Below are 20,385 nucleotides of genomic sequence, written 5' to 3'. Positions count from 1 at the left end.
AGGAAATAGAAAAGGTATGCTGGACTTTGATCATTATAATAATGCGATATCAGAACGGATTTTTATATTGAGTATTCATGAACAAAAGGCGAAAGGCAATCTAAAAGGAAATACTTCTGAAGAACAATATGATTATTATGAAAAAACATATCTTAACAATGCAACATATGTAAAATCTTTACTGCAGGAATATCCCGAGTTAAAACGTCTGCTTGAATTAAAAAATAACTCTACCCAGAGAGCAGAATGTGAAATCAGGAAATCTCTTTATGCAGAAAAAGAACAGATACAAAAAATATTCTGTGATGGAAGAAAGTTTTCCGGGACTGTGGGAATTTACATGTCGAAAGGCGATACACACAGAGGAGGACGAAGTGTGGCAAAGGTAGAATTGGATAATGGAACAATTCTGTACTATAAGCCACATAGTCTTGATAAGAATATAAAATATCAGGAACTTTATAACTATTTATGCAGAAAAACAGGAATTTCCTGCAGGACGGTACAATATTTATCTCATGATTCCTATGGATGGGAAGAAAAAATTGAGAATATTCCCTGTAAAAACGAAAGTGAGGTGGAGCATTATTATTTCAGAATGGGCATACATCTGTTTTTGGGATATGCCCTTGGAGCAACAGATCTTCATGGTGAAAATATTATCGCACATGGAGAATATCCTGTGATTATCGATATGGAAACATATCCGGGATATTTAAAACAACAATCAGAAAAAGACGGAAGTAGTGTAGAAGAAAAAATAAACAAAAGTACAGAAATAAAATTGGCAAATTCGGTTATACATACAGGAATGCTCCCTGTTCTCACATGGGGCAGAGGAAACAGAGGAGTTCTTATAAGTGCAATGGGAACAGAGGAAAAGATAAAAACACCGTTTAAACTTCCTGTGGTAAAGGATGATAAAACATCTGATATCCACATAGAATATGAACCTGTGGAAATGCAGATAAAGGAATGCATTGTAAGACTAAATGATCAGGTTATCAATGCGGCAGATTATACGGAATGCATTATCAGAGGATTTTGCAGAGCGTACATGGTGGCAATGGCAGATAAGAAAGTGGAGGTGATGTTGTCCGGCTTTTTTGACGGACGTTCCAGAGTTGTACTGCGGCATACCCAACAGTATGCAATGTATCTTATGGCTTCGTTTCATCCGGATTATATGAAGTCAAGAGAATGCAGGAAAGCTCTTTTGAATGTGATTCACAAAGAGGGGGAATCTTCTTTTATGAAGGAGATTCATGATTATGAAATTGAGAGCCTTCTGGAAATGGATATACCCTGCTTTGAGATTGATGCGAACAGCAGATCTGTTTATGATGGAAATGGCGGAGAACATAAAGAATATCTGCCCTGTACTCCTTATGAGTCATGGCGAATGCATATGAAGCAGATGAGTTACTCTGATATGGAATGTCAGTGTGATTATATCAGGCTGTCCATGGAAATGCTGAAGGCATCTGATGGAAAGAAAAAGATGTTTCCGACCAGGATAAAGGGATATGACACAGATAAAGAGCGCAAAATATACAGTCAGATCAGAAAGATAGTTCATCGAATCTGCAGCAGAGCAATTATCCGGGAACAGAGTGTTGGCTGGACAGGACTGCAATTCTGGGATAATGGTCACTGGAACCTCAGATTAGGTGGAATCTATTTATATGATGGAATATCGGGGACAGTCTTGTTTCTTGCAAAATATCTTCATGATTTTGAAGAAAAGAATGCAAGTGCAGAAGAAATTTATCATCTTGCTGTTTTGAGATTGAAAGCTTATACAGATGAAATACACAAAAAACAGATTTATGATAAAAATCTTCTGACAGGTATTGTAAATGGAGAAAGCTCGGTGGTATATACCTATCTTTATCTGTTTAAACTTACAGGAAAAAGAGTGTGGATGATTTATGCGGAAAAGCATTTCAGCATTATTGAGAGGGTATGGAAAGAAGATTCACAACTGGATTATCTGAGCGGAAATGCCGGAGCTATTGTAGTGGCAGTGATGTTATATAAAGAAACCGGAAATCTGAAATATTATGAAATAGCGGCAGATATGGAAAAAGATTTGTGGAAGAAAGGACAGGAAACCGGAAATGGATACGGATGGAGATTAAAAGGAACAGACGGACCGCTGGCTGGAATGTCTCATGGCAACAGTGGATTTCTGATGGCTTATGCAGCGTTGTATGAATGTAATCATAAAGCGGAATATGCTGATAAAATACAGCTTTTGCTGAGATATGAGGATTTTCTGTACTCAGAGAAAACCGGAAACTGGAAGGATTTACGAGAGAGTTCAGGGGAAAGCTTCATGAATGCATGGTGCCATGGGGCGCCGGGAATCCTGCTTTCACGAATGAAACTGGAAGAGCTGTTTCCTGAGGATATGCAGATTAAAAAAGACAGGTTAAATGCTGCAGACTCTTTGTTTTATGGAGAACAGGATGAAAAAATTTGTCTGTGTCATGGGATGTCCGGGAATTTACTTATTATGAAGAAGTATCTTCAAAAATATGGTAATAAAAAAATGAAGGAGCAATATGAGGCGTTATGTGACTGCCTTTTATTTCAACTGGATCACCCGACAAAAATATCTGGGACAGAATATCTGAATCTGGCTTTTATGAATGGCATTTCCGGTACGGGAATGGCATTAATGGAATTATATGAAAACTAAGGGAACACCTGCAGACTGTAAATTTATGGTCAGCAGGTGTTTCTTTTATTTGTTTTCGGAAATATATCTGAGAATTAGTTTCTTCTTCATCCGATTGACGTACTGGCGGGACAGCTTCAGTTTCCGGGCAATCTGGGCATCGCTTTTATCCTGATAAAAGTACATGGACAGAATTTTTCTCTGGACACTGTCCGAAGGGTAAGAGTTGATATATGCGGTTACATCATAATAGGTGTCATCAAAACTGTCGGGAGCCTGTAATGAAACAGAACAGGAATCAAAATCATCTTTTTCAGGTTCGGAAAGGCAACTGCGGCAAAGGGAACGATATCTGTTTTCGACAGAGGTCTGCATGTATCTGATACATTCACCTTCTGAGGATGAAGAACTTAAATATGGCAATGTCTTTAACAGAGTAAGATACAATTCCTGTGTGGAATTTTCGCGTTCCATGCAGTGAATCCGGGATGCATATCCTTTCACAAGCGGTTCCATACGTTTGAGAATTTCACTGTCTGAATCTGGGATACCATTTTGATAATTTTGGATAAGTTCTGTCAGTGTTTTCATAGGTATCTACCTCCTTTTTAGGGGAAGTAGTAAGAAAACTGCTGATCAGAAACTAAAAAAGAAAAAAATTGTGAGTTTACAAATGGAAGAGAAAAAACTCTTTATTAAGTGAGTTTGCAAATTCAAATTAATGATAAGAGGAGAAAAAATATATGGTAAAAAGAGATTGGTAGAATAATTGTAGAGAATAAAACTGTGCCTTAAATTGGAACGGTAATAATAAGACCAGAAAAGACTTTTAGTGGATGGAATATAGAAAAAAATGCGTAATAAAAGAAGATTAAGAGGAGGGAGGTGAACTATGGAAACAACGGTTATGAATGTGGCAGTTTCGCATGGAATCTGGGCAGTGCTGGCGGTATTTCTTTTGGTTTATATTGTGAAATCAAATGAAAAACGAGATGAGAAACAGGAAGAGCGGGAAAAAAATTATCAGTCTGTAATAGAGAAACTGACAGAGAAATTAGAGATTTTACATCAGGTACAAAGTGATTTATCAGAAATCAAAGAGAATCTTTTTGGTAAGCATAAGCAGGAGTAAAAATTCAGGTATAAAATTGTCAAGGGAAAATTTATTCTTTGAGGTTTGCAAAGCTGAAATTAAGAACTCTTTATCAAGTAGAATTTGCAAATTCGAAAAAATATAAATTTCAGGAGGAAATGAATATGGCAGGTACAATGTCAGAAAAGAAATTTATATGTTTGTGGATATACAATGGGAAATAATGTGAAATCAGATATTGTTGTATTATCAAAAACAGGTAAAGTAAAAAATAGATATCGTCTTTCTGAGCCTCAGTATGGAATTACATATTTTGGAAAATCAGTAAAATGATATGAGTTCATTTTAATGAATAAATGGCATGAGGATGAAGGCGGCATTGAAAGTGAAAAAATCTTTTTGATAAAATAGGAAAAAGAAATAGAAGCTCTCTCTACAAAATGAATGTCACAGTGGGGAGGGCTTTTGTCATTCAGGTAAGAAAATAGATTATAACATTCATGCCCATTAGAATACGTTTTATTCTATAATTACAGATGTTTATATAAATGGTGATATACTATGATAATAAATATCATCGAATGGAGGAAAAAGAGATGAAAGAATACAAGGTTATAACAGCACTTTTTTTGTCAGCAGTAATGCTGGGTACAGCTCCATTAACCGTATGGGGAGCGGAGAGTTTTTCGACAGGGGAATCTTTCAGTGATGGAACAGAAAATATTCCTGACATAGTAACAGATTCGGCTCTGTCTGGTGAATCTTCTGAAAGAGACTATGAGTTAAGCATAGAAACAGGTACGGATGTAGAGCTTACAGAAAGTGATTTTTATGATCCGGAATTTCGTGTAGAGAAATATGTGAAAGTCAGAAATTCAGGAAAAAAAGAAACAAGAGTCCGGGTAGATGCTTCTGGTCTTAAGAATTTTGAGGTAGATGATCAGATGGCAAAGTGGTCAGAAGATTATGAAGAACAGGATTCCAAAAGACTGCTGAAGCCGGGAGAAACTCTGGACTTTTTTGTACTGCCAAAGCAGGAATACGGAACATATGATGAAACGTTTGATTTCCTTGCAGATGACGGAAGCAGATATCCGGTTCATATCACAATGAACAGAGAGAAGAACCCAACGGAAAAGAAGAGTCTGGAAATTACCGAAAAATCTTCCGAGAGTTTCCCGATAATGCACTGGGGATATAAGACACTTCCGGAAGCCAGAATTTATGTTCTGAAAAATTTTACGGACATGAATATGGAACTGTCTTTCGATTACAGCAAAGACTGTAGTGTATCATTATCCGGAAATACCAGTCTGGCACCCGGAGAGAGTACAGAACTGAGCCTTTGTCCGCAGATGGGACTGCCAGTTGGAGAACATGATCTTGGAGTGACAGTGACTGCGAAAACAGCGACAGGAGAAACTATAACAAAGAAGATTTGGGATTCTTTCAGAGTAGATTCAAGGACATTTCAGGGACTGGTGGATACCATTGAACCTGTGACCGGAATTACCAATGGCGTAGAAAAAACTGCTGATGCTTTACATTTGCCATCGGTTCTTAAAGTCTATGGTGCTGAAGTGGATGGAGAAAAAACGACATTTTCTGCCGATGTAAAATGGGATGTGGAGAATTGCGCATATAACCCGAAAAATACAGCACCTCAAAGTTTTACAGTTAACGGACAATTGGAACTGCGTGAAGGTGAAAACAATGAAGAGCTGGATACGTCTGTAAAGATAAAGGTACAGGTGGATGCGTACAAGGCGTTGAACAGACCGGTGATTGATCCGACATGGACCAGAGTGATCACAAATTATGCAGAACTTTCTTTAAGAGATACTTCTAATGAAGCAGACGGATATTTTTTTGTAGCAGTAGAATCTCAAAAGGATCTGGAAAAAGGAAATTATATCGCACAGGTGAAGGTCGCAAAATCTGAACTGAATCATTATCCTAAACTGAAATATATTCCTGAAGGGACGCATTATCTCTATTGCAGGGCATATAAAGAGGAAAGTGGTCATACGGAGAAATATGGTGAATGGTCTGAAGGATTTCTGTTAAAGGTAAATATAAAGACACCAAATGCACCTGTGGTTCAGAAACTACAGGTGAAGAAAAATGACGTTAAAATTATCCTTGGCAGTAATACAGAAGAACTGGATGGTTATGATGTTGTTGCTGCCAGAAGTAAAGACGGGGATGAGCCATCAGATTATATAAAGGTACAATGCAGATATTCAGGAAACAGCAAGGAACTCATTCTAAAAGGAGTACCGAAAGGAAACTGGTATATTGGTGTACATGGCTATAAATATCTGGATGGATCAAATAAAAAAGTACTGAGTAAGTGGGCGGAAGTTCAAAAAGTAACGGTAAAGACAAGCCTTGTAACAGGAAAACCAGCTGTTAAATCGGCAAAGGTTTCCAGACAGGGAACAAAAAGAAAAGTAACGGTGAAGTTTACTGTACCAAAATCCTGCGACGGAACGGACTGGGTACTGGCAAAGAAAGTATCTCAATCCGAAGATGGAAGTTATACATATGTCAGCGATTATGCTTATACTAAGAAAAATCAGACGAAAACTACAGTCATTTTTAAAAATGTAAAACCTGGAGTTTATTATCTTACAGGACGTGCTTATGTAAAAGGATATGCAAAAAAATATACGAAATGGTCAGAGGTAAAGAAAGTAGTTGTGAAGTAGAAAAGTGATTTAGACCAGAAATTTATTTTTTCTGCATATATATCAAAAAAGAAGGTGTTATTTGTCAGAATAAATAATCCAAAGGAAGTATGGTAGTATTTATTCTGCAACTGTGTGGTATAACCAAAACCTGAGTTTACGACTGTGAATGTACATTCTGCATCAGATTCTTTCCAGTTTACAACACTGAAAGTTAATGTTCCTGGCATAATTTTTGCCTCCTTTAAGTTTTTTGAATTTGCAAATTCACTATATAAAGATGCTGCTTTTGGTGATTTGTAAACCATAAGTGTGTATATGAGCATGATTTTTTTCTTTCATGCGGAAATTAGGTAAGAATAAAAATAAAGATTCGAGGTCAGATGATGCAGGTTTATTCCCTTTTTATATTTTCTGCATCAGTTTAATGTAAAATAATAATGGGTAAAGAAGATATAAGATGTTCTGGTACATACAATTAAGAAGAAAGGAAGCTTGTGCTGTGCATAGTCAAAATGATGAACCGCCTGAGATGATCAGGCGGTTTTGGAATATCTGGATTTTTTATGAATATTTTATTTTGAATTATAAGTATAATGTGTTACAATAAATATAACCATTAAGACTACCAGGCAGGTCAGAATTTGACCTGCCTGTAAATAAATACGGAAATAAATCGGGGTCAAAAGAATCGTTAATAATTGTAACAAAATAAAATTACCGGTGTAGCAAAAATAAAATTACAGGGGAAATGCGGATGAGTGAGATGACAGATGCATATGTAAAACTGGATAAGGTTTCCAAGATATATGGAACCAAAGAAGTAAAGATCGTTGCAGTAGATGAGATCAGCTTTGAGATTGCCAAGGGAGAGTTTGTAGTGATTGTTGGTCCCAGTGGTGCGGGCAAGACGACAGTGCTGAACATTCTTGGGGGTATGGATCAGGCTACCAGTGGAGAGGTTCTGGTGGATGGCAGGAATATTGCCAGGTATAACAGCAGGCAGCTTACCGGTTATCGGAGAAATGATATTGGATTTGTATTCCAGTTCTATAATCTGGTGCCTAATCTTACAGCGCTGGAGAACGTAGAACTGGCATTGCAGATCTGTAAAAATCCGCTGGATGCCAGGGCGGTTCTGGAGGAAGTGGGACTGAAGGACAGACTGACCAATTTCCCGGCACAGCTTTCCGGTGGTGAGCAGCAGAGAGTTTCCATTGCCAGGGCACTGGCGAAGAATCCCAAGCTGTTGTTGTGTGATGAGCCCACAGGTGCACTGGACTACCAGACAGGTAAGGCAATCCTGAAACTTTTGCAGGATATGTGCAGAGAGCGTGGAATGACAGTGATTGTCATTACCCATAACTCGGCGCTGACACCTATGGCAGACCGTGTGATCAAGATCAAGAACGGAAAGGTTTCCAGGATGACGATGAATGACCATCCTACACCGATTGAGGAGATAGAATGGTAGGTGATGAGTATGAAAGCAATGCATAAAGATTTCTGGATGGAGATACGCAAAAGTAAGGCCAGATTTATTTCCATATTTATGATCGTTGCTCTGGGAGTTGCGTTTTTCTCTGGGATACAGGCCTCGTCACCGGATATGCGCTTCTCAGGTGATGCCTATTATGATGAAACCAATCTTATGGATATCAAAGTAGTGGGAACTCTGGGACTGACGGAGGATGATGTAGCTGCCATTAAGCAGGTGGACGGAGTAGAGAATGCAGAGGGTGCTTATGGGACAGATGTAATGTGTGGAGAAGGCGAGAAGCAGAAGGTACTCCATGTGGAAGCTGTGAATCAAACCATGAACCGGATCTCTGTGACAGAGGGAAAAGCTCCGGAAAAAAGCGGAGAGATTTTTCTTGACTGTATTTTTGCTGAGAGCAATGGATATCAGGTAGGAGATCAGATTACCCTGAAAGAGGGCGGAGACAGCGAACTGCTGAAAAAGACAGATTACACAGTTGTAGGTTTAGGAGAGAGTCCTCTCTACATATCCTATAATCGCGGAAATTCCACTCTGGGTTCCGGTGAGGTTAATGGATTTGCCTATGTGCTCCCTGAGGATTTTGACCAGGAGGTTTATACACAGATCTATGTGCAGGCTCATGGGGCACAGGATCTGATCAGCTATACAGATGCTTATGATTCCCTGATAGAGCGAGTGCAGGAGCAAGTGGAGGGGATTGAGGCAGAACGGTGCCAGGTTAGATATGATGAGATTGTAGAGGAAGCTAATGACAAGCTTGCAGATGCCAGACAGGAACTTGAAGACGGCAAGAAGGAGGCTGATGAGAAGCTTGCAGATGCCAGACAGGAACTGGAGGACGGCAAAAAGAAGTTAAAAGACGGCAAGAAGGAATATAAGGATGGCAAGAAAAAGCTTGCAGACGCAAAAAAGGAACTGGAGGACGGAAAAGCCCGGCTTGCAGATGCAAAGAAGGAGTTAGAGGACGGCAGATCCCAGCTTGCCAGTGCGAAAGAGCAGATTGCCAGTGGCAGAGCACAGATCGCATCTGCAAAGGAACAGCTGAATGCCGGATGGGCGGAGGTTTCCGAAAACCAGGCAAAGCTTGATGATGGAAAAGCACAGCTTGAGGATGGCAAGAATCAGTTAAGCGCCGGTGAGAAGCAGATTGCAGATGCAAAGACGCAGCTTACCCAGAGTCAGCAGGAGCTTGACAATGGAAAGGCGCAGATCCAGTCAGGCAGAGAGCAGATTGCAGCAACCAGACAGGACTTAAATGCCAAAAAGGAAAGCTGCAATCAGGGACTTGCCCAGATTGAGCAGCAGGAGGCCCAGCTTTCCGAAGGAGAGGCTCAATTAGAGGGTGCCAGAAGTCAGCTTGCAGCATTGCAGGCACAGTATGAGCAGGCACAAGCTTCAGGCACATATTCCGAGGAAGACCTGGCGGCTCTGGCAGCACAGGTTTCCGCTTATCAGGAGCAGGTGGACAGTCAGGCAGCCCAGCTGGAAGCATCCAGAAACCAGATCGCAGCAGCAAGAAGTGAACTGGAGAGTGGTTTAAGCCAGGTGGAGAGCGGACTGGCCCAGCTTGATGCAAAGGAAGCAGAACTGAACCAGCAGGAGGCCGCATTTCCCGATGCCCAGGCAAAGATTGATGCAGGATGGAAAGAGGTGAAGGCTCAGGAGAAGAAGCTGGAACCAGCCAGAAAAGAGATTCAGGAAAAAGAAGCCCAGCTTGAGTCAGCACAGGAACAGATCGATGCTGCAAAAGCAAAACTAAATTCCAGCCAGGCTCAGTTAGAGGAGAAGGAGGCAGAACTTGCTTCGGGAGAAGCACAGATCCGGGAGAATGAAGGAAAGCTTGCTTCCGGCGAGAAAGAGATTGCCGACAATGAACAGAAGCTGAGGGATGGAGAGAAGGAAATCTCAGAGAACGAACAGAAGCTGAAGGATTCCAGAAAGGACATCAAAAAAGCTGAGAAGGATCTGGAAGAAGGTAAAAAAGAATACGAAGACGGCAAGAGGGATGCAGAGAAAGAAATTGCAGACGGTGAGAAGAAGATTCAGGATGCCCAGGATGAGATCGATGATATCAGTATGCCGGAATGGATGGTAACGGACCGCAATGATCTGCCAGAATATTCAGATTATGGGGATAATGCAGACAGAATGAGAAGTATCGGACAGGTTTTCCCTGTTATCTTTTTTCTGGTGGCTGCACTGGTGAGTCTGACTACCATGACACGAATGGTGGAAGAACAGAGAACCCAGATCGGTACAATGAAGGCTCTGGGATACGGCAAGTATGCGATTGCATCCAAATATCTGCTGTATGCCTTTCTTGCCACTGTGGGAGGCAGTATCCTGGGGATTCTGATCGGAGAGAAGATTCTTCCCTGGGTTATTATTAACGGGTATGGTATTATGTACAAGGGAATGATGAATAATATCCAGATTCGTTATGAATTTAAATTTGCAATGATAGCAGCAGGTGCGGCAACTGTGTGTACCGTTGGAGCCACTATTTTCTCCTGCTACAGAGCACTGTCGGAAACTCCGGCATCACTGATGCGTCCCCCTGCTCCCAAAGAGGGTAAGAGAATCCTGCTGGAACGGATCCCGCTTTTCTGGAAGCATCTGAATTTCACATGGAAATCTACTCTGAGAAACCTTTTCCGATATAAAAAACGTTTCTTTATGACAATTTTCGGTATTTCGGGAAGTATGGCGTTGATGCTGGTAGGCTTTGGACTCAGGGATTCCATTATGGATATTGCCAGACGGCAGTATCAGGAGCTTCAGCATTACACGGGAACGATCATTGATGATGAGGATGCAACAGATAAGGAGAGACAGGAGCTGGATGAGTTTCTGAAAAATAACAGTCAGATTGAGAGATATACCCATGTCCAGTTTACCAAGATGAGTGTTCCCAGAAATAAATCCAATATCAGCGTATATGTGTATGTGCCTGAGAATCTTGAAACCTTTAATAAGGATGTAACACTTCAGGACAGAAAGACAAAAGAGAAATATAAGCTGACTGATGCAGGTACAGTGATCAGTGAGAAGACGGCTGCTCTGACAGGGCTGAAAGTCGGGGATACCATGACCATCACAAAGGATGGGAAAAATTATGAGACAAAGATCGCAGCAGTAACAGAGAATTACATGGGACATTATATTTATATGACTGGAAATGTCTATGAACAGACCTTCGGGGAGAAGCCGAACTATTCTGCAACTGTATTCACGGTAAAAGAGGAATATAAAGAATCAGAATCTGAGGTGGGAAATGAGATCCTGAAGTATCCGGCTGCGTTAAGTATCAGCTATACCAGCAGTCTGGAGGCCCAGCTTCATAGAATGCTGGGAGCATTGGATACGGTGATCATAGTGCTGATCATTTCTGCGGGAATGCTTGCTTTCGTAGTCCTGTATAATCTGAACAATGTCAATATTACGGAACGCCAGAGAGAACTGGCAACCCTGAAGGTACTGGGATTCTATGATAACGAAGTTTCTGCCTATGTATACAGGGAGAATGTTATCCTTACCCTCATCGGCGTACTGGCAGGAGCTGTATTCGGAATTTTTTTGCACAGGTATATTATCCGTACTGTGGAAGTGGATGCAGTTATGTTCGGAAGAAATATCAATCCTGTCAGTTTCCTGTACTGCGGACTGCTGACAATTGGATTCTCCATGATCGTAAATCTGTTTATGCATCAGAAATTAAAGAAGATTGATATGGTAGAATCCCTGAAAAGTGTGGAATAAACAATTTGCCGCTTTATTGCAGGAAAGAAGAAATAGAAAAATACAGGATAAAATGTGAAATATATCAGATAAAACACAAAGAAGAATGAAAATACAATAGCGATTTTTGACAAAATAAAAAAGTGGGGTTGACGTATTTTTGTAACTTTGTTATAATGGCTTCATCAATTAAAAACATACGGATTGTTACTGTTAGGCAGGCAAAACCAGAATCTATGGCTGAGGAAATCAGTCTGTAAATTCTGGTTTTTTTATGTTACAGGGAAATTACTTCGTAATGTTCCTGTAAGCAGGATTCTTTCTTGTTACGTTACAGGGAAATTACTCCGCTGTCAGGAAACATATCGTTTGGAAAAGGAAAGACATGGATAATATCATAATTGAAAAAGTGATCAATAACAATATTATCTCGGCATATGAGAAATCCGGTGCAGAAGTAATTGTGATGGGACGGGGAATTGGTTTCAAAAAGAAACAGGGAGAAATGGTTCCTGCTGACCAGATCAGTAAAATCTTTCGCATTAAAAGCCGGACACTGGCGGAACAGTTCAAGGAACTGCTGGCGAATATGCCGCTGGAACGTGTGAGGATTTCAGACGAGATCATCTCTCATGCAAAGGATCATTTGAAATTAAAACTGAATCAGAGTATTTATGTGACACTGACGGATCATATTAATTTTTGCAATTGAAAGAGTGAGCCAGGGAATTGAACCCCAGAATGCATTATTGTGGGAAATCAAGCGCTTTTATCCTCAGGAATTTCAATTAGGAATTTATGCATTGGAGCTGATCCAGGACAGACTTGATATTCTTTTGCCGGAGGATGAAGCTGGATTTATTGCCCTTCATTTCGTAAATGCAGAATATGGTACAGATATCCGGGATGCAGTGAAGTTTCCGGATCAGATGCAGGCAATCGTGGATATTGTGGAACGTGATCTGGGAATACTGTTGGATGAATCGTCCTTGCATTATGAACGTTTTATGACACATATTAAGTTTCTGATACAGCGGATATACCGAAAGGAGCTGCTTTCCAGTGAGGACAGAGAGTTGTCCCTGTTGATGCAGCGGAAATATCCCAGGGAATATCAATGCAGTTTAAAGGTTGCGGAATATATCATGCAGGCAACCGGCAGCAGATTGTCTGAGGAAGAAATTATGTATCTGTCTGTGCATATCCGCAGAGTTACCACTATAGATTTATAAAATTATAATTATAAATGTAAAAAAGAAGGAGGCTTTTAAGCATGTTTGATTTTTTTAAGAAGAAAAAGACACCTGAACTGATCATCGGATCTCCGGTGAAGGGGAAGACAGTTCCTCTTTCCAGTGTAAATGATCCGACCTTCAGTGAGGGGATGCTGGGAAAGGGTGCGGCAATCCTTCCGTCCGACGGAAAAATTTATGCGCCTGCAGACGGAACAATTGAAACACTGTTTGATACCCTTCATGCATTCAGTCTTTCTACGGCTGATGGTGTGGAGATTCTGGTCCATGTGGGTCTGGATACAGTCAAAATGGGCGGTGACGGATTTACAGGTCATGTACATTCCGGTGATGCAGTGAAGAAGGGAGATCTGATTCTGGAGATTGATCTGGACAAGGTCAAAGCTGCGGGATATGATACCAGTACACTTGTTGTTATCTGTAATACAGATGACTATGGAGATGTCCGGGGGCTGGATAACAAAGAGGTACAGCCCGGTGATGATGTGATTGTGATCACAAAATAATAATCATGTATTTTTCTCGGAGGTGTCCGGGTAAAAATAAATAAAAGGGGATTTGAAAGAGTAAATCATTCTATCTAAGGAGGAAAAAGTATGAAGTATTTACAGAAATTAGGAAAAGCCCTGATGTTACCGGTAGCTTGTCTTCCAATCTGCGGTATCCTTATGGGTATTGGTTATTTGCTCTGTCCTGCTAGTATGCAGGGTGGTGATATCACCGGATTTGGTCCGATGGTTGGTATTTTCCTTGTAAAAGCCGGCGGTGCCCTGATTGATAACATGGCACTGTTGTTCGTAATCGGTGTAGGTGTGGGTATGTCAGATGATAATGATGGTACAGGTGGTGTTGCAGCCCTTGCTTCCTGGCTTATGATCACAACACTGTTAAGCACAGGATTTGTTACAACACTGTTTCCATCTATCGCAGACAATGCAGATAAAACACTGGCATTTAACAAAATTGCAAACCCGTTCATCGGTATCCTTGCAGGTGTGATCGGATCTACATGTTACAACAAATTCAAAAGCACAAAATTACCGGACTGGCTTTCTTTCTTCAGCGGTAAACGTTGTGTAGCGATCATCGCAGGTGTTGTATCTATTCTTGTATCCGTAGTGTTACTGTTTGTATGGCCGATCCTCTTTGGTGTACTGATTTCCATCGGTAACGCAATTTCCGGAATGGGAGCTCTTGGAGCTGGTATCTATGCATTCCTGAACAGACTTTTAATTCCTACAGGTCTGCATCACGCATTAAACAATGTATTCTGGTTCGATACGATCGGACTTGTCGATCTGACCCATTTCTGGGCAGGTGAGACATCTGCAGATGTAAGCTGGAGCCTTGGAATGTATATGTCCGGTTTCTTCCCATGTATGATGTTTGGTATTCCTGGTGCAGCTCTGGCAATGATCCAGTGTGCAAAGGATAATAAGAAAAAAGTTGCTATTGGTCTGGTAGCTTCCGCAGCACTTTGTGCATTTATCTGCGGTGTTACAGAGCCATTCGAATTTGGTTTCATGTTCCTGGCTCCTGGACTCTATGTTATTTATGCATTATTATATGGTATCTTTACAGTTGTTACAGTATTATTAGGATTCCGCGCAGGCTTCTCATTCTCAGCAGGTGCAACAGACCTTCTGTTCTCAGCATCTCTGCCAGCAGCACAGAAAACATGGCTGATCATTCCTCTGGGAATCGCAGCATTCATCGTATTCTATGTGGTATTCAGATTTGCAATCCTTAAGTTTAATCTGAAGACTCCTGGAAGAGAAGATGATGATACAGATGAGACAACTGTAAAGCTTGCAAACGATAACTTTACAGAAGTTGCAAAAATTATCTTAGAAGGTGTTGGCGGAAAAGGAAACGTTGCATCTATCGATAACTGCATTACAAGACTTCGTCTGGAAATCAAAGATTACACAGCTGTTGATGAAAAGAAAATTAAATCAGCCGGAGTTGCCGGTGTAATCAGACCTGGTAAAAATTCTGTTCAGGTTGTAATCGGCACGAAAGTTCAGTTCGTAGCAGACGAGTTTAAAAAGCTCTGTAAATAATATAGCAGATAAAAATCCCTTTTTACAAAAAGACCATAATTTAGGATTTCTTTTACAGCGGGTAAACCAAATGTTTGCTCGCTGTTTTTATATATTTAACCGAATAAACTGCGGAACAGTTATTAAGTTATTAGCAGTTGGCAAAGAGGCTGATTTTATCCATTTGATAAACAATTGCAGGCATAAATTTGTGAAATCCCGTGAAACATCCTTGACAAAAAAAGCTTTTTTCATTATAGTAGAATCCAGAAAAAGGCTGTGAAAAAGAGGAGTAGGCGGTAATGCCCCACAGAGAGGGAAGCTTATAAGCTGGAAGGTTTCCCGGGAACAGAAGTGCTGAAGGTAGCTTTGGAGCCGGGAGGCTGAAGTGAGTGTGTATGAATCATATCAGAGTTATATACGCGCATGGTAGGTTTTCACGTATCCCGCGTTAAGGGAATGAGAGACAAACTAAGGTGGTACCGCGATTAATGTCGCCCTTTGCACGTATAATGCGTGTAAAGGGCGTTTTTTATCGTTGACTGCTTACAGCGGAGTGATCCGCAGATACTTTTATTACAGAGATAGAATATCAGGAGGACATTATGAGCAAAGAACTTGCAAAAACTTACGATCCTAAGGGAATCGAAGAGCGTCTTTACAAAAAATGGATGGACAACGGCTATTTCCATGCAAAAGTAAACCCGGACAAGAAACCGTTTACTATTGTTATGCCGCCGCCAAACGTAACCGGCCAGCTTCACATGGGACATGCGCTGGATGAAACCATGCAGGATATCCTGATCCGTTTCAAGAGAATGCAGGGCTATGAAGCATTATGGCAGCCGGGAACTGACCATGCAGCTATCGCTACAGAGGTTAAGGTTATCGACAAGCTGAAAAAAGAAGGCATTGACAAACACGATATCGGCCGTGAGGAATTCTTAAAGCATGCATGGGCATGGAAAGAGGAGTACGGCGGAAAGATCATCAATCAGTTAAAGAAACTGGGTGCTTCCGCAGACTGGGAGAGAGAACGTTTCACAATGGACGAAGGCTGCTCCAAGGCTGTTCAGGAAGTATTTATCAAATTATATGAAAAAGGCTATATTTACAAAGGTTCCAGAATCATCAACTGGTGTCCTGTATGCCAGACTTCTATCTCTGATGCAGAGGTTGAGCATGAGGATCAGGACGGATTTTTCTGGCATATCAATTACCCGATCGTAGGGGAAGAGGGACGTTTCGTAGAGATCGCAACTACGCGTCCGGAAACTCTGCTGGGTGATACTGCTGTTGCCGTAAACCCGGAGGATGAGCGTTACAAAGATCTTATCGGCAAGATGCTGAAACTTCCTCTGACAGACAGAGAAATCCCGGTTATCGCTGATGAGTATGTTGATAAAGAATTTGGAACAGGATGCGTAAAGATCACACCTGCTCATGATCCTAACGACTTTGAGGTTGGACGCCGTCACAATCTGGAAGAGATCAACATCATGAATGATGATGCAACAATCAACGAACTTGGCGGTAAATACGCTGGTATGGATCGTTATGAAGCACGTAAGGCAATGGTTGCAGATCTGGAAGAACTTGGACTTCTGGTAAAAGTAGTTCCCCACAATCACAGTGTTGGAACTCATGACCGCTGCGGCACAACCGTAGAGCCTATGATCAAGCCACAGTGGTTTGTAAAGATGGACGAGATGGCAAAGGCAGCAATCAAAGCACTGGACGACGGAGATCTGAAATTCGTTCCGTCACGTTTTGACAAGACATATCTGCACTGGCTTGAGAATATCCGTGACTGGTGTATTTCCAGACAGTTATGGTGGGGACACAGAATTCCGGCTTATTACTGTGATGAGTGCGGTGAAGTAGTAGTTGCCAGAGAAATGCCAGAGAAATGCCCGAAATGTGGATGTACACATCTTCATCAGGATGAGGATACTCTGGATACATGGTTCAGTTCTGCATTATGGCCATTCTCCACACTTGGCTGGCCGGAGAAAACACCGGAGCTGGAATATTTCTATCCGACAGACGTACTGGTTACAGGATATGACATTATCTTCTTCTGGGTTATCCGTATGGTATTCTCTGCTCTGGAGCAGACTGATCAGGTTCCGTTCCACCATGTACTGATCCACGGTCTGGTACGTGACTCTCAGGGACGTAAGATGAGTAAGTCTCTTGGAAATGGTATCGATCCTCTGGAAGTTATTGACAAATATGGCGCAGACGCTCTTCGTCTGACTCTGATGACAGGTAATGCACCTGGAAATGATATGCGTTTCTACTGGGAAAAGGTAGAATCAAGCCGTAACTTCGCAAACAAGATCTGGAATGCTTCCCGTTTTATTATGATGAACCTGGAAGGCAAGACAGTGACAGAGCCGGAGAACTTAAATGATCTCTGTGCAGAGGATAAATGGATCCTGTCTCACTTAAATACAGTAATCCGCGAAGCAACAGAGAATATGGAAAAATATGAGCTTGGTATTGCAGTACAGAAGGTTTATGACTTCCTGTGGGATGAGCTTTGCGACTGGTATATTGAGATGGCAAAGGTTCGTCTGTGGAAGGCAGAGGAAGATCCGAAGGCAGCAAACGATGCACTGTGGACATTAAGAACAGCACTGACAGAAGGTCTGAAGCTTCTTCATCCATATATGCCGTTTATCACAGAAGAAATCTACTGTACACTTCTTCCGGAAGAAGAGTCCATTATGATCTCCGACTGGCCGGTATACAAAGAAGAGAGAAACTTCCCGGATGCTGAGAAGGCAATCGAAGGATTTAAAGAGGTCGTAAGAGGTATCCGTAATACAAGAACAGAAATGAATGTTCCGAACAACCGCAAGACAAGTCTGCATATCGTAGCAAAAGATGCTGACACAGCTGCTATGTATGAAAACAGTAAGAAATCCTTTGTAAATCTTGCATTTGCAAAAGAGATCCTAGTACAGACAGACAAGAACGGAATCAGCGAGGATGCAGTTTCTGTAGTTGTTTCCAATGCAGTTGTATACATGCCGTTGGAAGACCTGATCGACAAAGATAAAGAGATTGAGCGTCTGACAAAAGAAACGGAGCGTCTTGCAAAAGAAATCGCAAGATGCGAGGGCATGCTGAATAATCCGAATTTCGTAAATAAGGCACCTGCTGCCAAGGTGGATGCGGAGAAGGATAAGCTTGCAAAATACAAAGAAATGATGGATAAGGTTAAAGGACAGTTAGAGCAGTTACAGAAATAAGGGAGTGCTTAGATGAAATTATATAGGATTTGTAATAAAATTTCCCTTCTTTTGCATGCACTGGCAAGTGCTGTGGGATATTTTATTATGGAAGCGATTTGTCGTCACTCGTTCGTAGAAGCATGGAATTATATGACACAGAAACCTATGGTTTTTGCCTATAATACCGCATTTATTTTTACCTCGTCACTGATTGTTTATCTGTTTCACAGAAGGGTGTTCTGGAGAGTCCTGGTAACACTGTTCTGGCTGATATTGGCTATTATTAACGGCGTACTGCTGCTGAACCGTGTTACACCGTTTACAGGACCGGATCTGCATCTGATCACAGATGCTTTTAAGGTTGCCAACAAATACCTGCCTGCTGCAGGTGTTGTGGCAGTCTGCATCCTGTTTGGAATCCTTGTTATTTTACTTTTGATTCTTTTTATCAAAGGACCGAAGTATCAAAACAAGATAAAGTACCGTTATAATATTCCTCTGATCCTGCTGGCGGCAGCTCTTTTTGCAGGAAGTACACAACTGGCACTGGAGAAGAGGGTGCTTTCCAATTACTTTGGAAATATTGCTTTTGCATATGAGGATTATGGATATCCTTACTGTCTGACGACTACGATCTTTAATACGGGAATCAGTTGTCCGAGAGATTATTCTGAGAAAGAAATCAAAAGAATTGAGAAAACGGAAAAGAATCTCCCGGAAACGCAGGAAGAAAAGCGTCCGAATATTCTGTTTTTGCAGTTGGAATCATTCTTTGATCCTACGCTGGTTAATTACCTGAATATTTCAGAAGACCCGATTCCGACATTCCGTAAGCTGATGGAGGAATATTCTTCCGGATATTATAAGGTTCCGTCTGTCGGTGCAGGTACTGCCAATACAGAGTTTGAATCCATTACAGGAATGAGTATGCATTATTTCGGACCCGGGGAGTATCCTTACAAGAGTATTCTGAAAGAGACTACCTGTGAGAGTGCACCTTATGTACTGAAGAATCTGGGCTATACCACCCATGCGGTTCATAATAATGAGGCAAACTTCTATGGCAGAAGATCTATTTTTCCGAATCTCGGATTTGATACCTTTACTTCCGAAGAGTACATGGCAAGAGAGAACGAGAAGAATCCAAATGGCTGGGTAAAGGATGAGGTTCTGACAGATGAAATCCTGAAATGTCTGGATTCCACTGAGGGACCGGATTATGTATATACTATTTCCGTACAGGGACATGGTGCATATCCGGATGAGCAGATTCTGGAGGATCCTGAGATTACAGTTTCCGGTGCACCGACTGAGGAAGGGAACAATAAATGGGAATATTACGTAAATGAGATCCATGAGATGGATAGTTTTGTCAAAGAGCTGACAGACAAGCTTGCAGATTATCCTGAGGATGTTGTTCTGGTTATGTATGGTGACCATCTTCCGACCATGGGACTGACTGTCGAGGATCTGGATAATAAGTACCTGTTCCAGACAGAATATGTCATGTGGGATAATTTCGGGCTTCAGAAGAAGGAGGAAAACCTGGCTGCCTACCAGATGGCCGCAGAAGTCATGGACCGTGTGGGAATCCATGAGGGAACGATTTTCCGTTATCATCAGGCAAGAAGAAATACCAAGAATTATCAGGTGGATCTGGAAACCTTACAGTATGACCTGCTTTACGGAGAACGTTATTCTTACGGAGGTGAGAGTCCTTATCTTCGCACCAGAATGCGTATGGGAATCTATGATGTGACATTGGATTCTATTCAGTGTATTTCGGAGACAGATCATACATATTACATCAAGGGAACGGAATTTACGCCGTCGAGTGAAGTGAAACTGAACGGAGAATGGTACGATACGGTTTATGTCAATCCGACTACGCTGATGATTACGGGTACAGAGCTGAATGATTTTGACAGGCTGGCGGTAATCCAGCGAAGTAACAGTTCGACAAGAAAACCATTAAGTAAGAGTTATGACCGTTCCTGCTATGCGCTTTATTCAGAGAATAAATGGAAATTAAATAACAATACCGATACGGAATAACAGCGAAACCAGATTTTGTCGGATAAAATATTACGATTGGTACTGGACATCTTCCACCACTATTATATAATGTTAGAGTAACTAGAAA

10 protein-coding genes, 1 pseudogene and 1 other annotated feature are annotated in these 20,385 nt (G+C 41.3%); of the genes and pseudogenes, 10 read left to right on the top strand and 1 reads right to left on the bottom strand.

The window, feature by feature from the left end; translation table 11 throughout:
- Window positions 1-16 precede the first annotated feature (16 nt).
- Complete coding sequence (gene lanM, locus WKT11_RS01210; protein ID WP_340281834.1) at window positions 17-2,704, top strand: type 2 lanthipeptide synthetase LanM; 2,688 nt, start codon at window positions 17-19, stop codon at window positions 2,702-2,704.
- A 45-nt stretch (window positions 2,705-2,749) separates the two neighbouring features.
- Here lanM and WKT11_RS01205 read toward each other — a convergent pair whose 3' ends face one another.
- Entirely contained in the window at window positions 2,750-3,274 is a 525-nt protein-coding gene (locus WKT11_RS01205; protein ID WP_340281833.1) for an RNA polymerase sigma factor, read from the bottom strand.
- A 301-nt stretch (window positions 3,275-3,575) separates the two neighbouring features.
- Between WKT11_RS01205 and WKT11_RS01200 the strand changes: the two genes are divergently transcribed.
- The 9 genes and pseudogenes from WKT11_RS01200 to WKT11_RS01160 all read left to right on the top strand — a co-directional run bounded on the left by WKT11_RS01200 (window position 3,576) and on the right by WKT11_RS01160 (window position 20,297).
- Entirely contained in the window at window positions 3,576-3,815 is a 240-nt protein-coding gene (locus tag WKT11_RS01200; protein ID WP_055060199.1) for a BhlA/UviB family holin-like peptide, read from the top strand.
- A 557-nt stretch (window positions 3,816-4,372) separates the two neighbouring features.
- Complete coding sequence (locus tag WKT11_RS01195; RefSeq protein ID WP_340281831.1) at window positions 4,373-6,487, top strand: hypothetical protein; 2,115 nt, start codon at window positions 4,373-4,375, stop codon at window positions 6,485-6,487.
- Window positions 6,488-7,223: 736 nt separating this feature from the next.
- Window positions 7,224-7,940, top strand: coding sequence for an ABC transporter ATP-binding protein (locus tag WKT11_RS01190; RefSeq protein ID WP_445291920.1), 717 nt, complete (start codon window positions 7,224-7,226; stop codon window positions 7,938-7,940).
- A gap of 3 nt (window positions 7,941-7,943) precedes the next feature.
- Entirely contained in the window at window positions 7,944-11,726 is a 3,783-nt protein-coding gene (locus WKT11_RS01185) for an FtsX-like permease family protein (protein ID WP_340281829.1), read from the top strand.
- 373 nt (window positions 11,727-12,099) lie between these two features.
- A pseudogene (gene licT, locus WKT11_RS01180) lies at window positions 12,100-12,937 on the top strand (BglG family transcription antiterminator LicT).
- A gap of 41 nt (window positions 12,938-12,978) precedes the next feature.
- Window positions 12,979-13,464 (top strand): PTS sugar transporter subunit IIA, encoded by a 486-nt coding sequence (locus tag WKT11_RS01175; protein WP_340281827.1) that lies wholly within the window; start codon window positions 12,979-12,981, stop codon window positions 13,462-13,464.
- 90 nt (window positions 13,465-13,554) lie between these two features.
- Window positions 13,555-15,021, top strand: coding sequence for a PTS transporter subunit EIIC (locus WKT11_RS01170; protein ID WP_340281825.1), 1,467 nt, complete (start codon window positions 13,555-13,557; stop codon window positions 15,019-15,021).
- A 249-nt stretch (window positions 15,022-15,270) separates the two neighbouring features.
- Window positions 15,271-15,505 (top strand) — a binding site (T-box leader).
- A 100-nt stretch (window positions 15,506-15,605) separates the two neighbouring features.
- Window positions 15,606-18,260 carry a valine--tRNA ligase gene (locus tag WKT11_RS01165; RefSeq protein ID WP_118609308.1) on the top strand — a complete coding sequence of 885 codons (2,655 nt, stop codon included), beginning with the start codon at window positions 15,606-15,608 and terminating at the stop codon, window positions 18,258-18,260.
- A 12-nt stretch (window positions 18,261-18,272) separates the two neighbouring features.
- Window positions 18,273-20,297 (top strand): LTA synthase family protein, encoded by a 2,025-nt coding sequence (locus WKT11_RS01160; RefSeq protein ID WP_340281822.1) that lies wholly within the window; start codon window positions 18,273-18,275, stop codon window positions 20,295-20,297.
- The last annotated feature ends 88 nt before the right edge of the window (window positions 20,298-20,385 follow it).

Source organism: Blautia sp. HCN-1074 (assembly GCF_037890165.1).
In the GTDB taxonomy this organism is placed as follows: domain Bacteria; phylum Bacillota; class Clostridia; order Lachnospirales; family Lachnospiraceae; genus Blautia_A.
The sequence above is the reverse complement of the archived record's forward strand: the minus strand, read 5'-3'. Positions and strand labels throughout refer to the sequence as shown.